20 protein-coding genes and 1 pseudogene are annotated in these 25,489 nt (G+C 62.6%); 7 read left to right on the forward strand and 14 right to left on the reverse strand.

Annotated elements, in window-relative coordinates:
* Positions 1-82 precede the first annotated feature (82 nt).
* From ACZ9GA_RS05270 to ccoN, 8 genes and pseudogenes are all read right to left on the reverse strand, one after another.
* Positions 83-622, reverse strand: a complete 540-nt coding sequence (locus ACZ9GA_RS05270) for a FixH family protein (RefSeq protein WP_457356752.1) — start codon at positions 620-622, stop codon at positions 83-85.
* A 9-nt stretch (positions 623-631) separates the two neighbouring features.
* Positions 632-2,044: a cytochrome c oxidase accessory protein CcoG gene (gene ccoG / locus ACZ9GA_RS05275; protein ID WP_457356751.1), complete on the reverse strand. Its 1,413-nt coding sequence runs from the start codon at positions 2,042-2,044 to the stop codon at positions 632-634.
* An 85-nt stretch (positions 2,045-2,129) separates the two neighbouring features.
* The gene (locus tag ACZ9GA_RS05280; RefSeq protein ID WP_027981438.1) at positions 2,130-2,540 is read right to left on the reverse strand and encodes a type II toxin-antitoxin system VapC family toxin; all 411 of its coding nucleotides are present in this window, start codon (positions 2,538-2,540) and stop codon (positions 2,130-2,132) included.
* Positions 2,540-2,794 (reverse strand): type II toxin-antitoxin system Phd/YefM family antitoxin, encoded by a 255-nt coding sequence (locus tag ACZ9GA_RS05285; RefSeq protein WP_457356750.1) that lies wholly within the window; start codon positions 2,792-2,794, stop codon positions 2,540-2,542. The genes ACZ9GA_RS05280 and ACZ9GA_RS05285 overlap by 1 nt, the downstream gene beginning before the upstream one ends.
* Positions 2,795-2,950: 156 nt before the next feature.
* Positions 2,951-3,925, reverse strand: a complete 975-nt coding sequence (ccoP, locus tag ACZ9GA_RS05290) for a cytochrome-c oxidase, cbb3-type subunit III (RefSeq protein WP_457356749.1) — start codon at positions 3,923-3,925, stop codon at positions 2,951-2,953.
* Positions 3,922-4,125, reverse strand: coding sequence for a CcoQ/FixQ family Cbb3-type cytochrome c oxidase assembly chaperone (locus ACZ9GA_RS05295; RefSeq protein WP_027981441.1), 204 nt, complete (start codon positions 4,123-4,125; stop codon positions 3,922-3,924). The genes ccoP and ACZ9GA_RS05295 overlap by 4 nt, the downstream gene beginning before the upstream one ends.
* Positions 4,126-4,130: 5 nt before the next feature.
* Positions 4,131-4,739 carry a cytochrome-c oxidase, cbb3-type subunit II gene (ccoO, locus tag ACZ9GA_RS05300; protein WP_457356748.1) on the reverse strand — a complete coding sequence of 203 codons (609 nt, stop codon included), beginning with the start codon at positions 4,737-4,739 and terminating at the stop codon, positions 4,131-4,133.
* A pseudogene (gene ccoN / locus ACZ9GA_RS05305) lies at positions 4,739-6,185 on the reverse strand (cytochrome-c oxidase, cbb3-type subunit I). Before ccoN ends, ccoO begins: the two are co-directional and overlap by 1 nt.
* Before the next feature lie 324 nt (positions 6,186-6,509).
* Between ccoN and ACZ9GA_RS05310 the strand changes: the two are divergent.
* Positions 6,510-7,187: an alpha/beta family hydrolase gene (locus ACZ9GA_RS05310; protein WP_457356746.1), complete on the forward strand. Its 678-nt coding sequence runs from the start codon at positions 6,510-6,512 to the stop codon at positions 7,185-7,187.
* A 98-nt stretch (positions 7,188-7,285) separates the two neighbouring features.
* Here ACZ9GA_RS05310 and ACZ9GA_RS05315 read toward each other — a convergent pair whose 3' ends face one another.
* From ACZ9GA_RS05315 to acnA, 3 genes are all read right to left on the reverse strand, one after another.
* Positions 7,286-8,851 carry a methyl-accepting chemotaxis protein gene (locus ACZ9GA_RS05315; protein ID WP_457356745.1) on the reverse strand — a complete coding sequence of 522 codons (1,566 nt, stop codon included), beginning with the start codon at positions 8,849-8,851 and terminating at the stop codon, positions 7,286-7,288.
* Between the two features lie 86 nt (positions 8,852-8,937).
* Positions 8,938-9,702, reverse strand: coding sequence for a CPBP family intramembrane glutamic endopeptidase (locus ACZ9GA_RS05320; RefSeq protein WP_457356744.1), 765 nt, complete (start codon positions 9,700-9,702; stop codon positions 8,938-8,940).
* Between the two features lie 160 nt (positions 9,703-9,862).
* Positions 9,863-12,604: an aconitate hydratase AcnA gene (gene acnA, locus ACZ9GA_RS05325; RefSeq protein WP_457356743.1), complete on the reverse strand. Its 2,742-nt coding sequence runs from the start codon at positions 12,602-12,604 to the stop codon at positions 9,863-9,865.
* Positions 12,605-12,807: 203 nt separating this feature from the next.
* Here acnA and rlmM point away from each other — a divergent pair, with 203 nt between their 5' ends.
* Both rlmM and tusA read left to right on the forward strand, forming a co-directional pair.
* Positions 12,808-13,890, forward strand: coding sequence for a 23S rRNA (cytidine(2498)-2'-O)-methyltransferase RlmM (rlmM, locus tag ACZ9GA_RS05330; RefSeq protein WP_457356742.1), 1,083 nt, complete (start codon positions 12,808-12,810; stop codon positions 13,888-13,890).
* Between the two features lie 26 nt (positions 13,891-13,916).
* Positions 13,917-14,168, forward strand: coding sequence for a sulfurtransferase TusA (tusA, locus tag ACZ9GA_RS05335; RefSeq protein ID WP_457356741.1), 252 nt, complete (start codon positions 13,917-13,919; stop codon positions 14,166-14,168).
* Positions 14,169-14,258: 90 nt separating this feature from the next.
* Here tusA and ACZ9GA_RS05340 read toward each other — a convergent pair whose 3' ends face one another.
* Both ACZ9GA_RS05340 and ACZ9GA_RS05345 read right to left on the reverse strand, forming a co-directional pair.
* Complete coding sequence (locus ACZ9GA_RS05340) at positions 14,259-15,008, reverse strand: amidohydrolase family protein (RefSeq protein WP_457356740.1); 750 nt, start codon at positions 15,006-15,008, stop codon at positions 14,259-14,261.
* 20 nt (positions 15,009-15,028) lie between these two features.
* Positions 15,029-15,391 carry a hypothetical protein gene (locus ACZ9GA_RS05345; protein ID WP_455923644.1) on the reverse strand — a complete coding sequence of 121 codons (363 nt, stop codon included), beginning with the start codon at positions 15,389-15,391 and terminating at the stop codon, positions 15,029-15,031.
* A gap of 348 nt (positions 15,392-15,739) precedes the next feature.
* On the opposite strand from ACZ9GA_RS05345, the gene ACZ9GA_RS05350 reads away from it, so the two are divergent.
* The 4 genes from ACZ9GA_RS05350 to ACZ9GA_RS05365 all read left to right on the forward strand — a co-directional run bounded on the left by ACZ9GA_RS05350 (position 15,740) and on the right by ACZ9GA_RS05365 (position 22,379).
* A complete protein-coding gene (locus ACZ9GA_RS05350; RefSeq protein WP_457356739.1) occupies positions 15,740-20,596 on the forward strand; it encodes an NAD-glutamate dehydrogenase in 4,857 nt (1,618 codons plus the stop codon).
* A gap of 178 nt (positions 20,597-20,774) precedes the next feature.
* Entirely contained in the window at positions 20,775-21,251 is a 477-nt protein-coding gene (locus ACZ9GA_RS05355; RefSeq protein ID WP_457356738.1) for a hypothetical protein, read from the forward strand.
* A gap of 117 nt (positions 21,252-21,368) precedes the next feature.
* Positions 21,369-21,851: a hypothetical protein gene (locus ACZ9GA_RS05360; RefSeq protein ID WP_457356737.1), complete on the forward strand. Its 483-nt coding sequence runs from the start codon at positions 21,369-21,371 to the stop codon at positions 21,849-21,851.
* Between the two features lie 57 nt (positions 21,852-21,908).
* Positions 21,909-22,379, forward strand: a complete 471-nt coding sequence (locus ACZ9GA_RS05365; protein ID WP_457356736.1) for a hypothetical protein — start codon at positions 21,909-21,911, stop codon at positions 22,377-22,379.
* A 481-nt stretch (positions 22,380-22,860) separates the two neighbouring features.
* Here ACZ9GA_RS05365 and acnB read toward each other — a convergent pair whose 3' ends face one another.
* Positions 22,861-25,470 carry a bifunctional aconitate hydratase 2/2-methylisocitrate dehydratase gene (gene acnB, locus ACZ9GA_RS05370; RefSeq protein ID WP_455923657.1) on the reverse strand — a complete coding sequence of 870 codons (2,610 nt, stop codon included), beginning with the start codon at positions 25,468-25,470 and terminating at the stop codon, positions 22,861-22,863.
* Positions 25,471-25,489 lie beyond the last annotated feature (19 nt).

Below are 25,489 nucleotides of genomic sequence, written 5' to 3' on the forward strand. Positions count from 1 at the left end.
CTGGCCAGCCGATACAACCCAAGAATCAGCGGTGGCAATGAGGGCCAGCGCAGCCTGTCGGCAGCGGCTACGGGTGATTGCCTCAAGGTTTCAAGTCTTCGGCGCCTTGCAGGGGTTCGTCGCCCAGGGTCAGGGGTTTGTCGGGCGATACTTGTTCTTCTTCAAATAGCCGCCAGGTCATGCCGTTCTGCAGGCCCAGCAGCTCGACAAAGCGTCGGCCTTGCACCTGGTCCACCACGTGGCCCACGTAGCGGCCATTGCCCGCAAGGTTCAGGTCGATACGCCGATCCTTGTCCGGCTGCGTCGGCGAAATCAGGTTCAGGGTCAGTTGCGCCGGTTGGCTGTCGCCGCTCAGGCGCACGTCGACTTCGCCGGTGAGGTTGTCGAGGGTGATGTCGGCACGCTGCCTCAAATCCTGGGCCAAGCGTTCACGTTCCAGCGAACGGTTGATGCCCTTGCCGGCTTCGTAATAGTTGTCGCTGACCAGGTTATCCGGGTGCTGCACGGCGATGGTCACCATTGACAGCGTCAGGGCCACCGAGCAGCTGAGGATGGCGATGATGATCCAGGGCCAGAGGTGTTTGTACCAAGGGGTGGCGGCATTCGCCGTGGCGTTGAACATAGCAATTCCTTAACGGACTTGGGGGCCGATGAAGCGGCTTTTGGCCTGCACGTGCACGTCGCCGTCTTCGGCGTCGCGCAGGGTGAACATCACCTCGTTGGTGCTGGACGGCAGTTGTTCGGGGGCCACCGAGAGCTCGGCGGGCAGGCTGACGATGTCGCCGGCGGCCACCTGTATTTCGTTGCGGCTTTGCAGTCGCAGGTCGGGCAGGCCGGAGGCTTCGATCACGTAGGTGTGCGGGCGCTGGTCCTTGTTCATGATCTTCAGGCTGTAGACGTTCTCGACGCGCCCTTCGGCGTTTTCACGGTACAGCACGCGGTCCTTGCTGACGTCGAAGCCCACCAGCGACCGGGTGAAGAAGGCGCCGGCCAGCACACCGATCATCACCAGCAGCACCACGGCGTAGCCGATCAGGCGCGGCCGCCATTTGTGCGTCTGCTGGCCGGACAGGTTGTGTTCGGTGGTGTAGCTGATCAGCCCGCGCGGGTAGTCCATCTTGTCCATGATGCTGTCGCAGGCGTCGATGCAGGCGGCGCAGCCGATGCATTCGATCTGCAGGCCGTCGCGGATGTCGATGCCGGTGGGGCACACCTGCACGCACATCGTGCAGTCGATGCAGTCGCCCAGGCCCATGGCCTTGTAGTCCGCCTCCTTCTTGCGCGGGCCGCGTTTCTCGCCGCGGCGCGGGTCGTAGGAGACGATGAGCGTGTCTTTGTCGAACATCACGCTCTGGAAGCGCGCATAGGGGCACATGTAGATGCAAACCTGCTCGCGCAGCCAACCGGCGTTGCCGTAGGTGGCGAGGGTGAAGAAGCCTACCCAGAAATACGACCAGCCATCGGCCTGGCCGGTGAAGAAGTCGACGGCCAGCTCGCGGATGGGCGAGAAATAGCCGACGAAGGTCATGCCGGTGACGAAGCCGATCAACAGCCACAGGCTGTGCTTGGCGGTTTTGCGCAGGATCTTGTGGGTGCTGGTGGGCGCCTTGTCGAGCTTGATGCGCTGGTTGCGGTCGCCTTCGGTGACCTTTTCGCACCACATGAAAATCCACGTCCACACGCTTTGCGGGCAGGTGTAGCCGCACCACACGCGGCCGGCGAACACGGTGATGAAAAACAGCCCGAAGGCGCTGACGATGAGGATGCCCGACAGCAGGATGAAATCCTGCGGCCAGAACGTGGCGCCGAAGATGTAGAACTTGCGCTCGGGCAGGTTCCACCACACCGCCTGATGCCCGCCCCAGTCCAGCCACACGATGCCGAAATACAGCGCGAACAGAAACGCCCCGCCCACCCGCCGCAGGTTGCGGAACACCCCGGTGAAGGCCCGGGTGTAGATCTTCTCCCGCGCCGCGTACAGGTCGACGCTGTCGCCTTTGGCGGCCGGCGGGGTGACATCGTGTACCGGAATCTGCTTGCTCATCAGTGAGCCTCACGGTGGGGCTGGGGTGCCGGTTCGGTGCATGCCGAGCGCGGTCAGAAATTGGTAGAACTACCGGGTATACTGTTCAGGCCTGCCAAGGATTGATGATGGGCACGCCACTGCCCTGGAAATCTGCCACATTGCGCGTTACCAGGGTCAGGCCGTGCACCAATGCGGTGGCGGCGATCAGTGCATCGCACTCGCTGCGCTGATCTGGAACATGCAGTTGCGCACAGCGGATGGCGACCTGCGTGTTAACGGCCAGTACCCGCCCGGCAAAGGCAGGTATCAGACGCGAATCCAGCCACTTGCGCAGGGTCTTGCCTTGCTGAGCGTCCCGTCGTTCGATTCTGAGGACGCCTTTTTCTATCTCCATGACAGTGATCGCGCTGATGTAAAGGCTGGCGGGGGCAACATCGCTGGCCCAAGCCCGCACGTGTGGGTCTGCGGTCGACTTGCGCAGTTCTGACACGACATTGGTGTCGAGCAGGAACATCAGGAGAGGTCGACTGGGCGGGGGACGATATGGGCCCGCTCTATTTCAAATTCGATGTCATCGGATTCCGGCATGGCCAGGAGCTCCACAATGCTTTGGGTATGTCCGGTCAACTTTTGATACTCCTCGATAGTCATCAGCACATGGGCTGGCCGGCCGCGGTCGGTGATAAACACTGGGCCGAGCTGCGCAGCCTTTTTGGCGCCGCTGGTGTCCTGATTGAATTCCCTGCTGGAAACCGTTGTGATGGTCATGGAAGCGTACCCCTATACGTGAATGTAGTCACGTTACTACAACTTTTGAAATCAATACATCCGTAGCCGCTGCCGTAGGCTGCGCTGGCCCTTGGGCACGCTAGAGATCCCCTGTGGGGCGTAAGGCCAGCGCAGCCTGGCGGCAGCGGCTACAGGTTACTCCTCGGTTTTTTGTTCGCCGTGGGAAAGGCTGTACACATACGCCGCCAGCAAATGCACCTTGTCCTTGCCCTGCAACAATTCCTGCGCCGGCATCTGGCCCTGGCGGCCGTAGCGGATGGTCTGCTGCAACTGGGCAAAGCTTGAGCCGTAGATGAACGCCTGCGGGTGGGTGAGGTTGGGCGCGCCCATGGCCGGGGTGCCTTTGCCTTCGGGGCCGTGGCAGGCGACGCAGTTGGCGGCGAAGATTTTCTGGCCGTTGGCGGGGTCGGCCTTGGCGTCCTCGGGCAGTTTGCGGCCGTCGAGCTGGGTGATGACGAAGGCGGAAACGTCCGCCACGCCCTGCTCGCCGATCACTTCGGCCCAGGCCGGCATCACCGCGTGGCGGCCGCCCAGGATGGTGGTTTCGATGGTGGCGGGCTCGCCGCCCCAGCGCCAGTCCTGGTCGGTCAGGTTGGGGAAGCCGTAGGCGCCCTTGGCGTCAGAGCCGTGGCACACCGAGCAGTTGCTGGCGAACAGGCGGCCGCCCATTTTCAGCGCTTGCGGGTCTTTGGCCACGTCTTCGATGGGCATGGCCGCGAACTTGGCGTAGATCGGACCGAAACGGGCGTCGGCGCGGGCCATTTCCTTTTCCCATTCGTGCACGCCGGTCCAGCCGCTCTTGCCGTCGGCAAACTGCTTCTGGGTGTCGTTGTCCAGGTACTGGTAACCCGGCAGCAGCCCGGTCCAGCTGCCCAGGCCGGGGTACAGGCTCAGGTAGCCGAGGGCGAAGATGATGGTGCCCACGAACAGCAGGAACCACCACTTGGGCAGCGGGTTGTCGTATTCCTCGATGCCGTCGAACGAGTGCCCCACGGTTTCCTCGGTGGCCTCGCTGCGCTGCCCGCGACGGGTCGAGAACAGCAGCCAGGTCAGGGCCACGATGGTGCCCAGGGTCAGGACGGTTACGTACAGACTCCAAAACGTTGTCATTGCTGGTCACTCCTGGACGCGCGCGCTTGCGCCTGGGCTTGTTCTACCTTGGCGATGGCGTCGGGGTCATCGGCAAAGGGCAGCAAGGTGGCTTCGTCGAAGTCCTTCTTGCGCCGGCTGCTGAATACCCACAACGCCAGGCCGATGAAGGCCACCATCACCACGACGGTGCCCAGGCCTCGGATGGTTCCGATATCCATGTGCGTCACCGTTTGCTTTTGATGAGGGTGCCAAGGCCTTGCAGGTAGGCCACCAGTGCGTCCATTTCGGTCTTGCCCTTGACGGCCGCTTCGGCGCCGCCGATGTCGGCGTCGGTGTAGGGCACGCCCAGTTCACGCAACACTTGCATCTTCTTGGCCGTGAGGCTGGCGTCGACCTTGCGCTCCACCAGGAACGGGTAGGCCGGCATCACCGACTCGGGCACCACGTTGCGCGGGTTGTACAGGTGTGCGCGGTGCCAGTCGTCCGAGTAGCGTCCGCCCACGCGGGCCAGGTCCGGACCGGTGCGCTTGGAGCCCCACAGGAAGGGGTGGTCCCACACGCTTTCACCCGCCACCGAGTAATGGCCGTAGCGTTCGGTCTCGGCACGGAACGGCCGGATCATCTGCGAATGGCAACCCACGCAGCCATTGGCGATGAACACGTCGCGGCCTTCCAGCTCCAGCGCCGGGCGTGGTTTCATGCCTTCGATGGGCTTGTTGGTGACGTCCTGGAAAAACAGCGGGACGATCTGGGTCAGGCCGCCGATGGCCACGGCGATGACCATGAAGAACGCCAGCAGGCCGATGTTCTTTTCAACCACTTCATGTTTCATCAGTGAGCCCCCAGGACGACGATCTGGCTGGCCGCTTCGGCTTCTTCAGGCGTTGAAGCCCGCACGGTGCGCCACACGTTGTAGGCCATCAGCAGCATGCCGCTGGCGAAGAACGAGCCGCCCAGGGCACGCACGATGTAGCCCGGATGGCTGGCCTGCAGGGCTTCGACGAAGGAATAGGTGAGCGTGCCGTCGTCGTTGATGGCGCGCCACATCAGGCCCTGGGTGATGCCGTTCACCCACATCGAGGCGATGTACAGCACGGTGCCGATGGTGGCCAGCCAGAAGTGCGCGTTGATCAGGCCGATGCTGTGCATCTGCACGCGGCCGAACAGTTTCGGGATCATGTGGTAGACGGCGCCGATGGAGATCATCGCCACCCAGCCCAGGGCACCGGCGTGCGTGCACGTGGCCGATGGTCCAGTCGGTGTAGTGCGACAGCGAGTTGACCGTCTTGATGGCCATCATCGGACCTTCGAAGGTGGACATGCCGTAGAAGGCCAGGGACACCACCAGGAAGCGCAGGATGGGGTCGGTGCGCAGCTTATGCCAGGCACCGGAGAGGGTCATCATGCCGTTGATCATGCCGCCCCAGCTGGGCGCCAGCAGGATGATCGACATGACCATGCCCAGCGACTGCGCCCAGTCGGGCAGGGCGGTGTAGTGCAGGTGGTGAGGGCCGGCCCAGATGTACAGGGTGATCAGCGCCCAGAAATGCACGATGGACAGGCGGTAGGAGTAGATCGGGCGCTCGGCCTGCTTGGGCACGAAGTAATACATCATCCCCAGGAACCCGGTGGTGAGGAAAAAGCCCACGGCGTTGTGGCCGTACCACCACTGGATCATCGCGTCGGTGGCGCCGGCGTAGGCCGAGTAGGACTTGAACAGGCTCACCGGCAGCGAGATGTGGTTGACGATGTGCAGCATCGCCGTGACCAGGATAAACGCGCCGTAGAACCAGTTGCCCACGTAAATGTGCTTGGTGTTGCGCTTGACGATGGTGCCGAAAAAAGTGATGGCGTAGCTGATCCAGACGATGGCCAGCAGGATGGCGATCGGCCATTCCAGCTCGGCGTATTCCTTGGTCGTGGTGTAGCCCAGCGGCAGCGTGATGATGGCGCTGACGATCACCGCCTGCCAGCCCCAGAAGGTGAACGCTGCCAGGCCGTCGGAAATCAGTCGCGTCTGACAGGTTCGCTGCACCACGTAGTACGACGTGGAAAACAGCGCGCAACCGCCGAAGGCGAAGATTACGAGGTTGGTGTGCAGAGGGCGCAGGCGGCCGAAGGTGGTGTAGGGCAGGTCGAAGTTGAGCTGCGGCCAGACCAGTTGCGAGGCGATGAACACCCCCAGGCCCATGCCGACGATTCCCCAGACCACCGTCATGATGGCGAACTGCCGAACCACTTTGTAGTTGTACGCAGTCGGAGCGATTACGGTGCTCATAGCTGGTTATCCACGGTTCAGGTGTTGTTATTAGGGTTATAAACCGGCCGCAGTATGGAGAATGCAAAGGGGTGATGCAAGAGTTGCTAGCAATTATGGCTAGCAATCCTTGTTGGTCGCTCCGACGTCCACCTGGCGTGGCCTGCAGCGCTGCCGAGGGCCTGGCCGGGGTCGCTGGCGAAGGGGTTTCCGCACATCCGGAAACATATCCGCCGGGCCCGTATTGATCGCTATGAGCTTAGTCGTTGTGTGGACATACCGCACGCAGGCGCCATTGCGGGCATGGCATCATGGCGATCAAATTTTTTTCACGGTGGGGCAAGCATGAAAGACGCGCAGGATGGCGGCATTGACCAGGATCAATTGGCCGCGCTGGCCCAGGCACGGGGCTGGTTGTGGACCGCGCCCCAGGGCACGCCGGTGGCCTGCCTGATCCTGGCCCATGGCGCCGGGGCGCCGATGGACAGCGGGTTCATGGACAGCATCGCCGGGCAACTGGCCGAGCGCGGCGTGGGGGTGGTTCGTTTCGAGTTCCCGTACATGGCCCAGCGTCGCATTGACGGCGGCAAACGGCCGCCCAACCCCAAGCCCAAACTGCTGGAGTGCTGGCGCGAGGTGTACGCCCAGGTGCGGCCGCTGGTGAGGGGCAGGTTGGCGATGGGTGGCAAGTCCATGGGTGGCCGCATGGCCAGCCTGCTGGCGGACGAATTGGGGGCGGATAAGTTGGTGTGCCTGGGGTACCCGTTCTATGCCGCGGGCAAGCCGGAGAAACCACGGGTAGAGCACTTGGCCGGGCTGAAAACGCCGACGCTGATTGTGCAGGGCGAGCGCGATGCCTTGGGCAATCGGGCGACGGTGGAGGGGTATGAGTTGTCGGCGCAGATCCAGCTGTGCTGGCTGGTGGCGGGGGATCATGACCTCAAGCCGTTGAAGGCATCAGGCTACAGCCATGAGCAGCATATCGCGGCGGCAGCCGAGGCCGTGACGCGGTTTTTGGCGTGACGTGTAGCCGCTGCCGCCAGGCTGCGCTGGCCCCTGAGTACACTGAAAATCTCCAGTGAGGCATAGGCCCAGCGCAGCCTGCGGCAGCGGCTACAGGATCAGCGGTTGAAGCGCTCTACCAGCGAGTACTGGCTGTGCGCAGTACGGGTCAGCTCTTCGCTCAGCAGCGCCGAGTTCTGCGCCTGTTCGCTGGTCTGGTCAGCCAGGTCGGCGATGGTGCTGATGTTGCGGCTGATTTCCTCGGCCACCGCGCTCTGCTCCTCGGTGGCGGCAGCGATCTGCGTGGTCATGTCGGTGATGTGCGCCACCGCTTCGCTGATGCCCACCAGCGCCTGATCGGCTTCCAGCACCCGTGCCACGCCTTCTTCGGCCTGGCGGTGACCGGCGTCCATGGTCTGCACGGCGTTGCCGGCGGTCTGTTGCAGCTTGGCGATCAGGGCGTGGATCTGCCCGGTGGATTCGCTGGTGCGCTGCGCCAGTTGCCGCACTTCGTCGGCCACCACGGCAAAACCGCGGCCCATTTCACCGGCGCGTGCAGCCTCGATGGCGGCGTTCAGCGCCAGCAGGTTGGTCTGGTCGGCGATGCCCTTGATCACGTCCACCACGCCGCCGATCTCGTCGCTGTCCTTGGCCAGCTGGGTCACGGTCTGCCCGGTTTCGCCCACCACCACCGACAGGCGCTGGATGGCTTCGCGGGTTTCACCGGCAATGCTGCGGCCCTGGCTGGTCAGCAGGTTGGCCTGCTGGGTGGCGTCGGCGGTGCGCTGCACGTGGTTGGCCACTTCCTGGGTGGTGGCGGCCATCTGGTTGACGGCGGCGGCCACTTGTTCGGTTTCCACGCGCTGGCGCTCCAGGCCCTCGGAGCTCTGGTGGGCCAGGCCGTCGGACTGGCGCGCCTGGTCATTGAGGTGCTCGGCCGTGTCCTGCAGGCGGGTCAGGCAGGTTTTCAGGCGTGCATCCTGGCTGAGGATCGACATTTCCAGGCGTGCCTGGGCGCCGCGGCTGTCGGTGTACATCTGCGCGATCAGCGGGTCGGAGGTGGTCTGTTCGGCCAGGCGCAGCAAGCGCTTGATGCCGCGCTGTTGCCAGCTCAGGCCAACCAGGCCCAGCGGTACCGACAGCAGCGCCGCTACAGCGAAGCCCCACCAGGTGCCCAGCCAGCTGCCGATCAGGAAGCCGACCTGGCTGACCAGGATGAACGGCAGCCAATCCTGCACCACCGGCAACCAGCGGTCGCGCTGGGGCACGGCGGATTTGCCGTTGTTCAGACGTTCATACAGCGATTGCGCACGGCGGATCATTTCGGCGGTGGGCTTGACCCGCACCGACTCGTAACCCACCACGTGGTTGTTCTCGAAAATCGGTGTGACGTAGGCGTTGACCCAGTAGAAATCGCCGTTCTTGCAGCGGTTCTTGACGATGCCCATCCACGGCTGGCCCTGGCGCAGGGTGGCCCACATGTGTTCGAACACGGCCTGGGGCACGTCCGGGTGGCGCACGGTGTTGTGCGGCGCGCGGATCAGCTCTTCACGGGAAAAACCACTGATATCGACGAATGCGTCATTGCAGTAGGTGATCATTCCTTTGGCGTCGGTGGTGGAAATCAGGCGCTGTTGGGCAGGAAAAGTCCGTTCGCGCTGGGTGACAGGCTGGTTGTTACGCATGGCTGTGGGGTTCCGCAAGGCTTTCACAGGTTGTCGGCAGCGGTGACACGAAATTGAAATTATATTTCTCGTACTTTCGACCTGGTTCAGATCGCCAATGGGTAGCTGAAGAGGCTGAAGTGCAGCAGGTTGAGGCCCAAGTGACAGGCTATTGCAGCCCACAGCCCCCCACGTTTGAACGCCAGGCCATAGCCAATGCCCGCCAGGGTGGCCAATACGGCCCATTGCCAGCCGCCCGCCAGGTGAGTGGCGCCGAACAGCAGCGCGGTGATCGCTATCGCCATCGCACCGGGCAGGTAGCGTTGAAGCGCCTGCTGCAGGTAGCCGCGAAACAGCAGTTCCTCGACGATGCACACCAGCAACAGGTTGTTGAGCAGCCATAGGCCGCCGTTGGCCGGCCATTTGGGCTGCCAGGCCACCGCGCCCACGGCCAAGGCCAGGCCGAACACCACCGCGCTGGTGGCGGCAAGGGTAACCACGGTTGCCTGTGCCGCCTGGCGCCAGGGGGTGTTGGGCACCGTCCACGGGCACGCCAGCAACAGCCAAAAGCCGATCAGCGGTTTGTCCAGGTTCAGGGCCATGGAAAACGGTGGCGCGTCGGGGCTCATGACTTGCCGGTCAATCACCAAGGCGTTGTCGAAGCCGGGCAGCAGGTGGGCGGCGAGGGCCAGGGCCAGGAGGATGAAGAGGGTGTGGGCCAGTGGTTTCAGGCGCGGTTGGTATGCCGCGAAGGCCACTACGGTAAGCAGGGCGAAGACGGGTATGGCATCGCTGTCCAGGGCGCCAAAGCAAAGGGCCAGGGCATAGCCGGTGGTCAGCAGGAGCAGGGCGAGTAGGCGTGGGGCGGGCATTGGGGCAGCCGGGTTTTCAAAAACTGCGAGGCTACCGGGTGTGGTGGTTGGTTGTCTGTAGTTCGGATCTGAAAACGCGTTGCCTGCATCGCGGCCAAGGCCGGCTCCTACCACGCATAGCGTAGGAGCCGGCCTTGGCCGCGATGCAGACGACTCGAACTCAAGAGGCAATCAACTGCCGCAGCACGTAGTGCAGGATGCCCCCCGACTTGAAGTATTCCACCTCGTTCAGCGTATCGATACGGCACAACACCGTCACGTTCTCCTGGCTGCCGTCCTCCCGGGTAATGCGCAACCCCACGTCCATGTGCGGCCGCACCTGGGCACCGGTCAGGCCCGTGATGTCCAGGGTTTCACGGCCAGTCAGCTGCAAGGTCTTGCGGCTCCGGCCATCCTTGAACTGCAACGGCAACACGCCCATGCCCACCAGGTTGGAACGGTGAATGCGCTCGAAACTCTCGGCAATCACTGCCTTGACCCCCAACAGGTTGGTGCCCTTGGCTGCCCAGTCGCGGCTGGAGCCCGTGCCATATTCCTGGCCGGCGATAACCACCAGCGGCGTGCCATCGGCCTGGTAGCGCATGGCCGCATCGTAGATTGCCAGGCGTTCGCCGGTGGGGATGTAGTAAGTGTTGCCGCCTTCCTCGCCGTTGAGCATTTCGTTGCGGATGCGGATGTTGGCAAACGTGCCGCGCATCATCACTTCATGGTTGCCCCGGCGCGAGCCGTAGGAGTTGAAGTCGCGAGGCTCCACGCCTTTGTCGCGCAGGTAGCGGCCGGCGGGGCTGTCGATTTTGATATTGCCGGCGGGGGAGATGTGATCGGTGGTCACCGAGTCGCCCAGCAACGCCAGCACCCGCGCGCCCTGCACATCGGTGATGGCCTTCAGCGGCCCGGTAATGTCGTCGAAGAACGGCGGATGCTGGATGTAGGTGGAATCGTCCTGCCACACGTAGGTCGCAGCCTGGGGGACTTCGATGGCTTGCCACTGGGCGTCGCCGGCGAACACTTCGGCGTACTCCTTGTGGAACATGGCGGTGTCGACGCGGCTGACCGCTTCGGCGATTTCCCGCTGGCTGGGCCAGATGTCGCGCAGGTACACCGGCTGGCCGTCGCTGCCGGTGCCCAGCGGCTCGCTGCTGATGTCGATGCGCACGCTGCCGGCCAGGGCGTAAGCCACAACTAAGGGCGGGGAGGCAAGCCAGTTGGTCTTGACCAGCGGGTGCACGCGGCCTTCGAAGTTGCGGTTGCCCGACAGCACCGAGGCCACAGTGAGGTCGGCTTGCTGGATGGCTTTTTCGATCGGCTCGTCCAGCGGCCCCGAGTTGCCGATGCAGGTGGTGCAGCCGTAACCCACCAGGTCGAAGCCCAGCGCGTCCAGGTAGTGGGTCAGGCCGGCGGCGTTGTAGTAGTCGGTGACCACCTTGGAGCCAGGCGCCAGGGAGCTCTTCACCCACGGCTTGCGTTGCAGGCCTTTTTCCACGGCTTTTTTCGCCACCAGCCCGGCGGCCATCATCACGCTGGGGTTGGAGGTGTTGGTACATGAAGTGATGGCCGCGATTACGACGGCGCCGTCCTTCAAGTGATGGGTCTGGCCTTGCCAGCTGTACTGCGCCTCGCCGGCCTGGGCGGCATTGCCCACGGCCACGCCACCGCCGCCTTCACTTTCCAGGCGGCCTTCGTCCTTGCTCGACGGCTTGAGTTGCAGGCCGATGAAGTCCGAGAACGCCTGGGGCACGTTGGGCAGGGCCACGCGGTCCTGCGGCCGCTTGGGGCCGGCCAGGCTGGCCTGCACCTCGCCCATGTCCAGCGCCAGACTGTCAGTGAACAGGGGTTCCTGGCCGGGCAGGCGCCACAGGCCCTGGGCCTTGGTGTAGGCCTCCACCAGTTTCACGGTGGCGTCGGGCCGGCCTGACAGGCGCAGGTAGTCCAGGGTAATGTCATCCACGGGGAAAAAGCCGCAGGTGGCGCCGTATTCCGGGGCCATGTTGGCGATGGTGGCGCGGTCCGCCAGGGGCAGGTCTGCCAGGCCGTCGCCGTAGAATTCAACGAATTTGCCCACCACGCCTTTCTTGCGCAGCATCTGCGTGACGGTCAACACCAGGTCGGTGGCGGTGATGCCTTCGTTGAGCTTGCCGGTGAGCTTGAAGCCGATCACTTCGGGGATCAGCATCGACACCGGTTGCCCCAGCATGGCCGCTTCCGCCTCGATACCGCCCACACCCCAGCCCAGTACGCCCAGGCCGTTGATCATGGTGGTGTGCGAGTCGGTGCCCACCAGGGTGTCGGGGAAGGCGTAGGTGCGCCCGTCCTCGTCCTTGGTCCACACGGTGCGGCCCAGGTATTCCAGGTTCACCTGGTGGCAGATGCCGGTGCCCGGCGGCACCACGCTGAAATTGTCGAAAGCGCTCTGGCCCCAACGCAGGAACGCATAGCGCTCGCCGTTGCGCCGCATTTCGATGTCGACGTTTTCGCCGAAGGCATGGTCAGTGCCGTATTTGTCGACCATCACCGAGTGGTCGATCACCAGGTCCACCGGCGACAGCGGATTGATGCGCTGCGGGTCGCCGCCGGCCTTGGCCACGGCGGCGCGCATGGCCGCCAGGTCGACCACGGCGGGTACGCCGGTAAAGTCCTGCATCAGCACGCGGGCAGGGCGGTACTGGATCTCGCGGTCGCTGCGGCGGTCCTTGAGCCAGGCGGCCAAGGCCTTGAGGTCGTCACCGGTGACGGTCTTGCCGTCTTCCCAGCGCAGCAGGTTCTCCAGTAGCACCTTCAGGGACATCGGCAGTTGTTGCAGGGCACCCAGGCTCTTGGCGGCTTCGGGCAGGCTGAAATAGTGGTACTGACGGTCGTCAACCTGCAGGGTTGTCAGGGTCTTCAGGCTATCAAGCGAGGGCATGAAATCACTCCTTGGCAGTTGCCGTGAAGGTCCGCACGGCACGGACCCGGGCAGAAAGCGTAGCTAGCTATCATTACACTGGACTGTCCAGGCGTGTCGCCGGTTCCGAACTTCCTTTATCATGCGCCCATTTCGGCGGCGTGCCAGTGGCGCGCCCGCCATGGCGGCGGCCCACTGTCGGGTCGCCGGTCCAGGAGTGGTTAATGAATACCCTGTTTATGCACTGCCGGTCGGGCTTCGAAGGCGAAGTCTGTTCCGAAATTTCCGAATTGGCCGCCTACTTCGACGTGGCTGGCTACGCCAAGGCCAAGCCGTCCAGCGCCTTTGCCGAGTTCATTTGCCATGAACCGGCCGACCTTGAGCGGTTGATGGATGAGGTCAACTTCAGCGACCTGATCTTCCCGCGCCAGTGGGCCCGCGGCGAATTCGTGGAATTGCCGGAAACTGACCGCATCAGCGTGCTGCTTGATGCCTTGGGTGCTTATCCGACCTGCGGTAGCCTGTGGCTGGAGGTGCTGGACACCAACGACGGCAAGGAACTGTCGACCTTCTGTCGCAAATTCGAAGGCCCGCTGCGCAAGGCACTGCTAAAGGCCGGCAAGCTGGTGGAAGACGACAGCCTGCCACGCTTGCTGCTGACCTTCCGCAGCGGCCGCGAGGTGTTTTTGGGCCTGGCCCCGGCCGACAACTCGGCCATGTGGCCCATGGGTATCCCGCGCCTCAAGTTCCCCCGCGAGGCGCCCAGCCGTTCGACCCTGAAGCTGGAAGAGGCCTGGCACCACTTCATCCCGCGCGATGAGTGGGATGAGCGTCTGTCCGAAGACATGACCGGCGTTGACCTGGGCGCCGCCCCCGGTGGCTGGACCTACCAGCTGGTGCGCCGCGGCATGCTGGTGACCGCGATCGACAATGGCCCCATGGCGCAGAGGCTGATGGACACCGGCCTGGTCACCCACCTGATGGCCGATGGCTTCACCTACAAGCCGCGCCCCACCGTGGACTGGATGGTCTGCGACATCGTCGAAAAGCCGGCGCGCAGTGCGTTCCTGCTGGAAACCTGGCTGGGTGAGGGCCTATGCCGCGAAGCGGTGGTCAACCTCAAACTGCCGATGAAGCAGCGCTATGCCGAAGTGCGTCGCCTGCTGGAGCGCATTGCCGACGGCTTCAAGGCCCGTGGTATCGACGTCGAAATCGGCTGCAAGCAGCTGTACCACGACCGCGAAGAAGTGACCTGCCACCTGCGCCGCCTCGACACCCCGACCAAGAAGGCCCCACGCAAGGGCTGATTGCCTGCATGTTTCTGGAGAGTTGTATGTCTGAACCCGCTGAACTGGCCGTGGATGGTGTGCTCGACGCCACCGGCCTCAACTGCCCTGAACCGGTGATGATGCTGCACCAGCACGTGCGCGACCTGGCGGCGGGCGGTGTGTTGAAAGTGATTGCAACAGACCCGTCGACCAAGCGTGATATCCCCAAGTTCTGTGTGTTTTTGGGGCATGAGTTGGTGGAGCAGCGGGAGGGTGAGGGGACTTACCTGTATTGGATTCGCAAGAAACTCGACTGACCGTAGCCGCTGCCGCCAGGCTGCGCAGGCCCTGATGTTCGCTGGAGATCCCCAGGGTGTACACGGGCCAGCGCCGCCTGGCGGCAGCGGCTACAGGCGGTAGAAATCCCGCGCATTGCCCCACAGCACCATCTGCGCCCCGTCTTCCCCCAACACATCCTCGACCAACGTCAGGTCATCCACCTGAAACGGCCGCGGCGCGCGCGTAGACGGCAGATCAGTGCCAAACATCAGGGCATGGGGATTGGCCGCATACAGCGCCTGCAACGCCGGACCCACCGGAAAATCGACACGCCCGAACCCGCAGGCCTTCACCCGCACCCCGCGCTCGGCCAGGCGCAGCACCGTGGGCAAGCCTTCACGGCTCAGCCCCAGATGGTCGATGCTGACTTCCGGCAAGCGCAGCAGGCGCGCCTCCAGGGCATGCAAATCACGAGAATCGACATACAACTCGGCATGCCAGCCCAGCAGCTCATGCACGCGCTTGGCAAACGGCTCCAGCTTGTCCAGCTGCTCCGAACCGCCACGCTTGAGGTTGAAGCGCAGCGCCCGCACGCCATGGCGGTCCAGGTGCTGCAGTTCGTCATCGGTCACCGAGGCCGGCAACTGGGTAACGCCGACAAAACCCGGGCCCAGGCGCGCCAGGGCATCCAGCAGGTAGCCCTGATCGAACACCTGGAACGACCCGGACACCACCGCGCCACTGCTCACGCCCAGCGGCGTGACCTGGGCCAGGTAATCGTCCACCGTGTAGGTGGGTGGCAAGTAGCCGTCATTGGCGACCAGCGGGAAGCGCGGGTCGATGATGTGGCAGTGAGCGTCGAATACCTGGCGGGTCATGGCGCGCTCCTGTGCGCTGATCAGCGGGCGATGTGGCTGACGTAGGTGCCGGTGCCGTCGAGGATGTTGCGCAGGGTCTCTTCCACTTCCGGCAGGTCTACCTGGCTGCTGTCATAGTTGATCACCAGTTCCACGTCGCCGTTCAATACGTCGGCGTCGTCGGCGGCCAGCTCGAATGTCAGGGTCTTGTCGTCCAGGGTTACCTTGAAGTCACGCACGTAGCAGGGGTCTTCCTCGCCCAGGGTGAACTCCACGTCCTTGTCTTCGGCCAGACGCGTGATCAGGATCATGCCGCCCTTTTCATCATGGCAGCACAGCAGCGCCATGTTGTCTTCTTCGTCGTCGCAAGGGTTGACCATCAACTGGCTGGCTTGAAATTGCATGTTTATTACCAAGGTTAGTGGGCAGGCAGCGATTCTGACACTGTTTGCGTCGAATCAGAAACCTGTGTGTGCAACGCCCTGTGTATCTCGTATGACAACTCCTGATTGACCGAATATGTCGCAGCCCCGCAAGTATCCAACCTGTTGCACTCGTTAAGCTGGGGAGTCGGCAAGCGGTCCATTTTGGTGCAACGTCCAAGGCGCCCGTTCGGACCCTTGCCTCTCGGTGCCGGAAAACTTCGGTAGCGGGTTTTTCCTCCCCTCTCGCAGCGGGTTGGCTATGGTTGATCCCAGAGGGGAACACACGCGACGCTTCATTCAAAAACAAGCCCAAGCGGAGTACCACAGATGGCGTTCTTCACCGCAGCCAGCAAAGCCGATTTCCAGCAACAACTGCAGACGGCCCTGGCGCAGCACATCAGTGAACAGGCACTGCCACAAGTAGCGCTGTTCGCCGATCAGTTCTTCGGCATCATCTCATTGGACGAACTCACCCAGCGCCGCCTAAGCGACCTGGCCGGTTGTACCCTCTCGGCCTGGCGCCTGCTGGAGCGCTTCGACCACGCCCAGCCCCAGGTGCGGGTGTACAACCCCGATTACGAACGCCACGGCTGGCAATCCACCCACACGGCCGTCGAAGTGCTGCACCACGACCTGCCGTTTTTGGTGGACTCGGTGCGTACCGAACTCAACCGCCGCGGCTACAGCATCCACACCCTGCAAACCACCGTGCTGAGCGTGCGCCGCGGCGCCGATGGCAGCCTGCTGGAAGTGCTGCCCAAGGGCACCCAGGGCGACGGCGTGCTGCAGGAATCGCTGATGTACCTGGAGATCGACCGCTGCGCCAACGCCGCCGAGCTGACCCTGCTGGCGCGTGAACTGGAGCAGGTGCTGGTGGAAGTGCGCGTGGCCGTCGGCGATTTCGAGCTGATGAAGGCCAAGGTGCGCGACGTGCTGCACGTGGTGGAGCAGAGCGCCTACGCCGTCGACGCCGACGAGAAGACCGAGATCAAGACCTTCCTGGAATGGCTTGTGAGCAACCACTTCACCTTTCTGGGCTATGAAGAATTCACCGTCACCAACGACGCCGATGGCGGCCACCTGGTGTACGACGAAAGCTCGTTCCTGGGCCTGACCCGCCTGCTGCGCGCCGGCCTTACTGCCGACGACCTGCGCATCGAGGATTACGCGGTCAGCTACCTCAACGAGCCGCTGCTGCTGTCGTTCGCCAAGGCCGCGCACCCCAGCCGCGTGCACCGTCCGGCCTATCCGGACTACGTGTCGGTGCGCCAGATCGACGCCGACGGCAAGGTCATCAAGGAATGCCGTTTCATGGGCCTGTATACCTCGTCGGTGTACGGCGAAAGCGTGCGTCAGATCCCCTACATCCGCCGCAAGGTGGCCGAGATCGAGCGCCGCTCGGGCTTCGACGCCAAGGCGCACCTGGGCAAGGAGCTGGCCCAGGTGGTGGAGGTGCTGCCGCGCGACGACCTGTTCCAGACCCCGGTGGACGAGCTGTTCAGCACGGTAATGTCCATCGTGCAGATTCAGGAACGCAACAAGGTCCGCGTGTTCCTGCGCAAGGACCCGTACGGGCGCTTCTGCTACTGCCTGGCCTACGTGCCGCGTGATGTCTATTCCACTGAGGTGCGGCAGAAAATCCAGCAGGTGCTGATGGAGCGCCTGAAGGCCAGCGACTGCGAGTTCTGGACCTTCTTCTCCGAATCGGTGCTGGCGCGTGTGCAACTGATCCTGCGCGTGGACCCGAAAAACCGTATCGACATCGACCCGCTGCAGCTGGAAAACGAAGTGGTGCAAGCCTGCCGTTCCTGGCAGGACGACTACGCCAGCCTCACCGTCGAGGCCTTCGGCGAGGCCCATGGCACCAACGTGCTGGCTGATTTCCCGAAGGGTTTCCCGGCCGGTTACCGCGAGCGCTTCGCCGCGCATTCGGCGGTGGTGGACATGCAGCACCTGCTGACCCTGTCGGAAAAGCGCCCGCTGGTGATGAGCTTCTACCAGCCGCTGGCGCAGACCGGCAAACAGCAGCTGCATTGCAAGCTCTACCATGCCGACACGCCGCTGGCGCTGTCCGACGTGCTGCCGATCCTGGAAAACCTGGGCCTGCGCGTGCTGGGTGAATTCCCGTACCGCCTGCGCCACACCAACGGCCGCGAGTTCTGGATTCACGACTTCGCCTTCACCGCCGCCGAAGGCCTGAACCTGGACATCCAGCAGCTCAACGACACCCTGCAGGATGCCTTTGTGCACATCGTGCAGGGCGACGCCGAGAACGACGCCTTCAACCGCCTGGTGCTGACCGCCGGCCTGCCGTGGCGTGACGTGGCACTGCTGCGTGCCTACGCTCGCTACCTCAAGCAGATCCGCCTGGGGTTCGACCTGGGCTACATCGCCAGCACCCTGAACAACCACACTGACATCGCCCGTGAGCTGACCCGGCTGTTCAAGACGCGCTTCTACCTGGCGCGCAAGCTCACCGGAGAAGACCTGGACGACAAGCAGCAGCGTCTGGAACAGGCCATCCTCACGGCCCTGGACGACGTGCAGGTGCTCAACGAAGACCGCATCCTGCGCCGCTACCTGGACCTGATCAAGGCCACCCTGCGTACCAACTTCTACCAGCCCGACGCCAAGGGGCACGCCAAGTCGTACTTCAGCTTCAAGTTCAACCCCAAGCTGATTCCCGAGCTGCCCAAGCCGGTGCCCAAGTTCGAGATTTTCGTCTACAGCCCGCGCGTGGAAGGCGTGCACCTGCGCTTCGGCAACGTGGCCCGTGGCGGCCTGCGCTGGTCGGACCGCGAGGAAGACTTCCGCACCGAAGTGCTGGGCCTGGTCAAAGCCCAGCAGGTGAAGAACTCGGTGATCGTGCCGGTGGGCGCCAAGGGCGGCTTCCTGCCACGGCGCCTGCCCCTGGGCGGCAGCCGTGACGATATCCAGGCCGAGGGCATCGCCTGCTACCGCATCTTCATCTCCGGTTTGCTGGACATCACCGACAACCTCAAGGACGGCGGCGTGGTGCCACCGGCCAACGTGGTGCGCCATGATGACGACGACCCCTACCTGGTGGTAGCGGCCGACAAAGGCACCGCGACCTTCTCCGACATCGCCAACGGCATCGCCATCGACTACGGCTTCTGGTTGGGCGACGCCTTCGCCTCCGGCGGCTCGGCCGGTTACGACCACAAGAAGATGGGTATCACCGCCAAGGGCGCGTGGGTGGGTGTGCAGCGCCACTTCCGCGAGCGTGGCATCAACGTGCAGCAGGACGTGACCACGGTCATCGGCATCGGCGACATGGCCGGTGACGTGTTCGGCAACGGCTTGCTGATGTCCGACAAGCTGCAACTGGTGGCCGCGTTCAACCACCTGCACATCTTCATCGACCCCAACCCGGACCCGGCCACCAGCTTCGCCGAACGCCAGCGCCTGTTCGACCTGCCGCGCTCGGCCTGGAGCGACTACAACACCTCGATCATGTCCGAGGGTGGCGGCATCTTCCCGCGCAGCGCCAAGAGCATTGCCATCAGCCCGCAGATGAAGGCGCGCTTCGACATCCTGGCGGATCGCCTGACGCCGACCGAGCTGCTCAACGCGCTGCTCAAGGCGCCGGTGGACCTGCTGTGGAACGGCGGCATCGGCACCTACGTCAAGGCCAGCCAGGAAAGCCATGCCGACGTCGGCGACAAGGCCAACGACGCCCTGCGCGTGAACGGCAACGAATTGCGCTGCAAGGTGGTGGGCGAGGGCGGCAACCTGGGCATGACTCAACTGGGCCGCGTGGAGTTCGGCCTGCTGGGCGGTGCCACCAACACTGACTTCATCGACAACGCCGGGGGCGTGGACTGCTCCGACCACGAGGTCAACATCAAGATCCTGCTCAACGAAGTGGTGCAGGCCGGCGACATGACCGAGAAGCAGCGCAACCAGCTGCTGGGCAGCATGACCGATGAGGTCGGCAACCTGGTGCTGGGCAATAACTACAAGCAGACCCAGGCCCTGTCCCTGGCCGCGCGCCGTGCCTACGAGCGCCTGGCCGAGTACAAGCGTCTGATGGCCGATCTGGAAAGCCGCGGCAAGCTGGACCGCGCCATTGAATTCCTCCCTACCGAGGAGCAACTGGTAGAGCGCGTGGCGGCCAGTCAGGGCCTGACCCGTGCCGAGCTGTCGGTGCTGATTTCCTACAGCAAGATCGACCTCAAGGAAGCCTTGCTCAAGTCTCAGGTGCCGGACGACGACTACCTGACCCGCGACATGGAAACCGCGTTCCCGCCAAGCCTGGTGAACAAGTACGCCGATTCCATGCGCCGTCACCGCCTGAAGCGTGAAATCGTCAGCACCCAGATCGCCAACGACCTGGTCAATAACATGGGCATTACCTTCGTTCAGCGCCTGAAGGAGTCCACCGGCATGAGCCCGGCCAACGTGGCCGGCGCGTATGTGATCGTGCGCGACATCTTCCACCTGCCGCACTGGTTCCGCCAGATCGAGGCGCTGGACTACCAAGTGGCTGCCGAGGTGCAACTGACGCTGATGGATGAGCTGATGCGCCTGGGTCGTCGTGCCACGCGCTGGTTCCTGCGTAGCCGCCGCAACGAGCAGGACGCCGGCCGCGACGTGGCCCACTTCGGGCCGCACATCGCCGCATTGGGCCTCAAGCTCGACGAGTTGCTGGAAGGCCCGACCCGCGAAGTCTGGCAAACCCGTTACCAAGCCTACGTGGAAGCGGGGGTGCCGGAGTTGCTGGCGCGCATGGTTGCCGGCACCAGTCACCTGTACACGCTGCTGCCGATCATCGAGGCGTCGGACGTCACCGGGCACAACGCTGCCGAAGTGGCCAAGGCGTTCTTCGCGGTGGGCAGCTCGCTGGACCTGAACTGGTACCTGCAGCAAATCAGCAGCCTGCCGGTGGAAAACAATTGGCAGGCCCTGGCCCGCGAGGCGTTCCGCGATGACATCGACTTCCAGCAGCGGGCCATCACCATCTCCGTGTTGCAGATGGCCGATGCCCCGGCGGACATGGATGAGCGTGTGGAGTTGTGGGCCGAGCAGCACAAAAACATGGTGGTGCGCTGGCGCGCCATGCTAGAGGAGCTCAAAGCCGCGACCGGGACCGATTACGCCATGTACGCCGTGGCGAACCGGGAGTTGATGGACCTGGCGCTGAGTGGGACCTCTAATCCTTAAACCGTAAGCGCTTCAAAAAAAACCCGTCGACATCGACGGGTTTTTTTATGCCTGCGACCGCAGCGTCTGGCCATTGCGCTTAATTATGTAACGCCTGCCCAAGCTCAAGCCCTGTAGCGTATCAACTGTGGAAGGAAGCACATCAGGCCGCATCGCGGTAATGACCAAGGAGGTCACCATGAAAGATTTAATGGGCACGTCATTCGTTGCCAAGATTCGAGGCGTTACCCCAGGGTACCAAAGAAGGATTGCCCTCTCGGACACTGTCATTGCAGGCCAGTCGGGTTGGCTTACTTTTGCGGACAGTGAATGGCCAGCGGCGGAGTTCAAGTTCACCTACCTGAGCCAGACCAAAGACCGCTTTCATTACGCCATTACCGGCGCCGATAGCGCGGGCTACTACGCCAATGCCACGTTGGGCGTCAGCAGCCGAGGATATCTGGGGTTGTACCACCTGGCCAGTATCGAGAACGTCTGGAAGTTCGATTTGGTCAGCGTCAGTTACCGGGACGGGCGCTTTTTCCTGCGGGACAAAGATGGATATCGTGTAACAGCCATCGAAGTCGGAGTTGGGAACCTGCCCGTGAGCATTCCTTACTTGAACACTTCGGGCGGGACAATACTGGAGTTTACCCTGGAGGACGTCAGATCTTAGGGTTTTCGTCCGCAAAGCTCTGTGTATGGGTTCGGCGTTGGACCGATTCATATTTCCATCCTGTTTGAGGCGCCAGCGCCTTCCTGTCAGTAGCACTCATAAGAAAAGGAAGTCAACATGAAATCATTGGAAGGTAAATCATTCATTGCAACGCTTAAATGGTCCGATAAAGGCGAGTCCGGACCGGTTTCCTGCAGTTATTCGATACTGCCCGCTCAGGGGGGATGGCTTCAGCCACAGGGTGAGCAGGTGGAGTTACGCTTCGAATTTGTCGAGGTGGTGAAGACAGGGCTGTGCTTCCGGATTAGCGGCGCCCCGGCGGCCGGAGAATATGCCGATGGAAAACTAGACCTCAGTCTTAAAAATTTCATGGGCTTTTACAAGGTTTCGGAGGCCGATAATCGTTGGGTGGTTAACGTTACCCGGCAGGTCAGTGACACTGAATTTGATTTTGATTGGTTGGATAAAGCGGGGAATAAAGTTGGTCGAAAGGATGAGTTTATCTATCAGGCTCATGGCGCCAATCTTATTGTTCATTATATGGGTGTTTACGGCAGTGGTGATACAGGCTTTCATGCCCGCATCTTGAAGTGGCTGTAATAGCAGGCGCGCTGCCCCTCAAGCCAAATGTGCATTATCAACAATCAGGAGAATATGATGAACAAGTTCGCGCAGTCCTCGTTCTATGCAAAGCTGGAATGCCTGACCCTCGGCTATGAAGGTCCGGAGAACCCTCGGGCGGTCAATATTATAGAAAATGCCGCCTTGCCCACGGATAACGGGTGGTTGACGTTGGACCCCAGTGCGGCTCCCATGCTGTTCTATTTCAAATACCTGAAGCAGACCGAGGATCGCATTCACTTCGAAGTCCATAATGCCCGTAAAGGCATCTGGGAAGACACGATCCTTGATGTTAGTCGTAATCATTATCTGGGTATGTACCGTCCGGAATACAGCGGCACGGCCGATTATTGGAAGGTGCAGCCGATGGGGGAATGGCAGGGCGGGGCATTACTGGACTTCACGCTTCGCTCCGAGGCCGGGCGCCAAGTGGGTATTTACAACGATACCTATTTGACGCTTGGCGCCGATACCGTTGCGGTATTCCGCGCAACGCTTGTTGGGTGAGAGCCCAGTACGCCACTGTCGGCGATGATGAACGTTTTTGCGTGCATTCTGGCTCCTCGTTCACGAGGTTGACACAAACCGGTTGAAATCTGAAAGTTTCACTCGGCCTTTACATTGACCACGGAGGTCGTCATGAAAAGATTTATGGGCGATTCTTTTATTGCCAGCTTATTCTGCCGAGTTGGCCGTCGCAAATATTACATCACCATTGCGAGGGGTAAAATAGCGCAGGGGGGGTGGTTGGTGGCGACGCCGTGGAGGGACTTGGCCGGGGTATTGAAAGGTAAATATCTAAAGAAGCCTAAAGGCCGCTATCACTACGCGATCACTGCCCATGAGAGCTGCGGGATTTTCGGCAATACGCCTATAGGGGGGCTCCGTAATGTAGTCCCTCACCCATTACCGAAAAAAAAAGGTTGCCCCCTCACAGGGGCAACCCTTCTTCATTCACCCGTCAACCACCCAGGCGTTCAGCGTGGCCTCAGGCCTGAACCACCGGAATGTTCGCGCTGGCAGCAGCCTCACGGAACTCGGCGATCTGGTCGAAGCTCAGGTAGCGGTAAACGTCGGCAGCCATGCTGTCGATGTTTTTCGCGTATTCCATGTACTCTTCCACGGTTGGCAGCTTGCCCAGAATCGAGGCAACGGCAGCCAGTTCGGCGGAGGCCAGGAACACGTTGGCGCCATCGCCCAGACGGTTCGGGAAGTTACGGGTCGAGGTCGACACCACGGTGCTGTTCGGCTCAACGCGTGCCTGGTTACCCATGCACAGCGAGCAGCCCGGCATTTCCATGCGCGCGCCGGCTTTGCCGTAGATGCCGTAGTAGCCTTCCTCGGTCAGCTGATGGGCGTCCATCTTGGTTGGCGGCGACAGCCACAGGCGGGTTGGCAGTTGGCCTTTGACCTGGTCCAGCAGCTTGCCGGCAGCGCGGAAGTGACCGATGTTGGTCATGCACGAACCGATGAACACTTCGTCGATCTTCTGGCCTTGAACGGTGGACAGCAGGCGAGCGTCGTCCGGGTCGTTAGGGGCGCAGAGGACTGGCTCCTTGACGTCGGCCAGGTCGATTTCGATGATTTCGGCGTATTCGGCGTCGGCATCGGCGGTCAGCAGTTCAGGGTTGGCCAGCCAGGCTTCCATCGCTTGGGCACGACGTTCCATGGTGCGCGCATCGCCGTAGCCTTCGCTGATCATCCAGCGCAGCAGGGTGATGTTCGACTTCAGGTACTCGGCGATGGCCTTTTCCGGCAGCTTGATGGTGCAACCGGCGGCAGAGCGCTCGGCCGAGGCGTCGGACAGTTCGAACGCTTGTTCAACGGTCAGCTCGTCCAGGCCTTCGATTTCCAGGATGCGACCCGAGAAGGCGTTGATCTTGCCTTTCTTCTCGACGGTCAGCAGGCCTTTCTGGATGCCGTAGTAAGGGATGGCGTGTACCAGGTCACGCAGGGTGATGCCCGGTTGCAGTTTGCCCTTGAAGCGCACCAGCACCGACTCCGGCATGTCCAGTGGCATCACGCCAGTGGCTGCGGCGAAGGCGACCAGGCCCGAACCTGCCGGGAACGAGATGCCGATCGGGAAGCGGGTGTGCGAGTCACCACCGGTACCAACGGTGTCCGGCAGCAGCATGCGGTTCAGCCAGCTGTGGATGATGCCATCGCCTGGGCGCAGCGAAACGCCGCCGCGGGTACGGATGAAGTCCGGCAGGGTGTGGTGGGTGACCACGTCGATCGGCTTCGGATAGGCAGCGGTGTGGCAGAACGACTGCATGACCAGGTCAGCGGAGAAGCCCAGGCACGCCAGGTCTTTCAGCTCGTCGCGGGTCATCGGGCCGGTGGTGTCTTGCGAACCCACGGTGGTCATTTTCGGTTCGCAGTAGGTGCCCGGGCGCACGCCCTTGCCCACTGGCAGGCCGCAGGCCTTGCCGACCATTTTCTGCGCCAGGGTGAAGCCCTTGCCAGTGTCGACCGGGGCTTCTGGCAGCTTGAACAGGTCGGTTGGGCCCAGGCCCAGCTCGGCGCGTGCTTTTTCGGTCAGGCCACGGCCGACGATCAGCGGGATACGGCCGCCGGCGCGGACTTCGTCCAACAGCACCGGGGTTTTCATTTCAAAGGTGGTGATGACTTCGTCGGTACCGTGCTTGCAGACTTTGCCAGCGTGCGGGTACAGGTCGATCACGTCGCCCATGTTGATGTTCGAGACATCGAATTCGATCGGCAGGGCGCCGGCGTCTTCCATGGTGTTGTAGAAGATCGGGGCGATCTTGGAGCCGAAGCAGAAACCACCGGCGCGCTTGTTAGGCACGTAAGGGATGTCGTCGCCGAAGAACCACAGCACCGAGTTGGTCGCCGATTTACGCGACGAGCCGGTACCTACCACGTCACCCACGTAGGCGATCGGGAAGCCTTCGCCACGCATCTGCTCGATTTGCTTCATCGGGCCGATGGAGCCTTGCACGTCCGGGACGATACCGTCACGGGCCATTTTCAGCATGGCCAGGGCGTGCAGCGGGATGTCCGGGCGCGACCAGGCGTCAGGGGCAGGCGACAGGTCGTCGGTGTTGGTTTCGCCGGTGACCTTGAATACGCGCAGGCTGATCTTGTCGGCCAGTACCGGGCGCTTCTTGAACCACTCGCCGTCAGCCCAGGACTGCAGCACGCCTTGAGCGTGAGCATTGCCGTTCTTGGCTTTTTCCGCCACGTCGTGGAAGGCGTCGAACATCAGCAGGGTGTGCTTGAGTTGTTCGGCGGCAACAGCGGCCAGCTCGGCGCTGTCCAGCAGCTCAACCATGGTGGCGATGTTGTAGCCGCCCTGCATGGTGCCCAGCAACTCGACGGCACGTTTCTTGTCGATCAGCGGGGAAGTGGCTTCGCCCTTGGCGATAGCGGAGAGGAAGCCGGCCTTCACGTAGGCCGCTTCGTCCACACCGGGTGGAACGCGGTTGGTGATCAGGTCGACAAGGACGGCTTCTTCGCCAGCGGGAGGATTCTTCAACAGCTCGACCAGGCCGGCTGTTTGTTCGGCGTTAAGCGGCTGGGGCACGATACCCTGGGCGGCACGCTCTTCGATGTGTTTGCGGTAGGCTTCAAGCACAGTTATTACCCTCATCAGT

The organism is Pseudomonas sp. TE3644 (assembly GCF_056278815.1).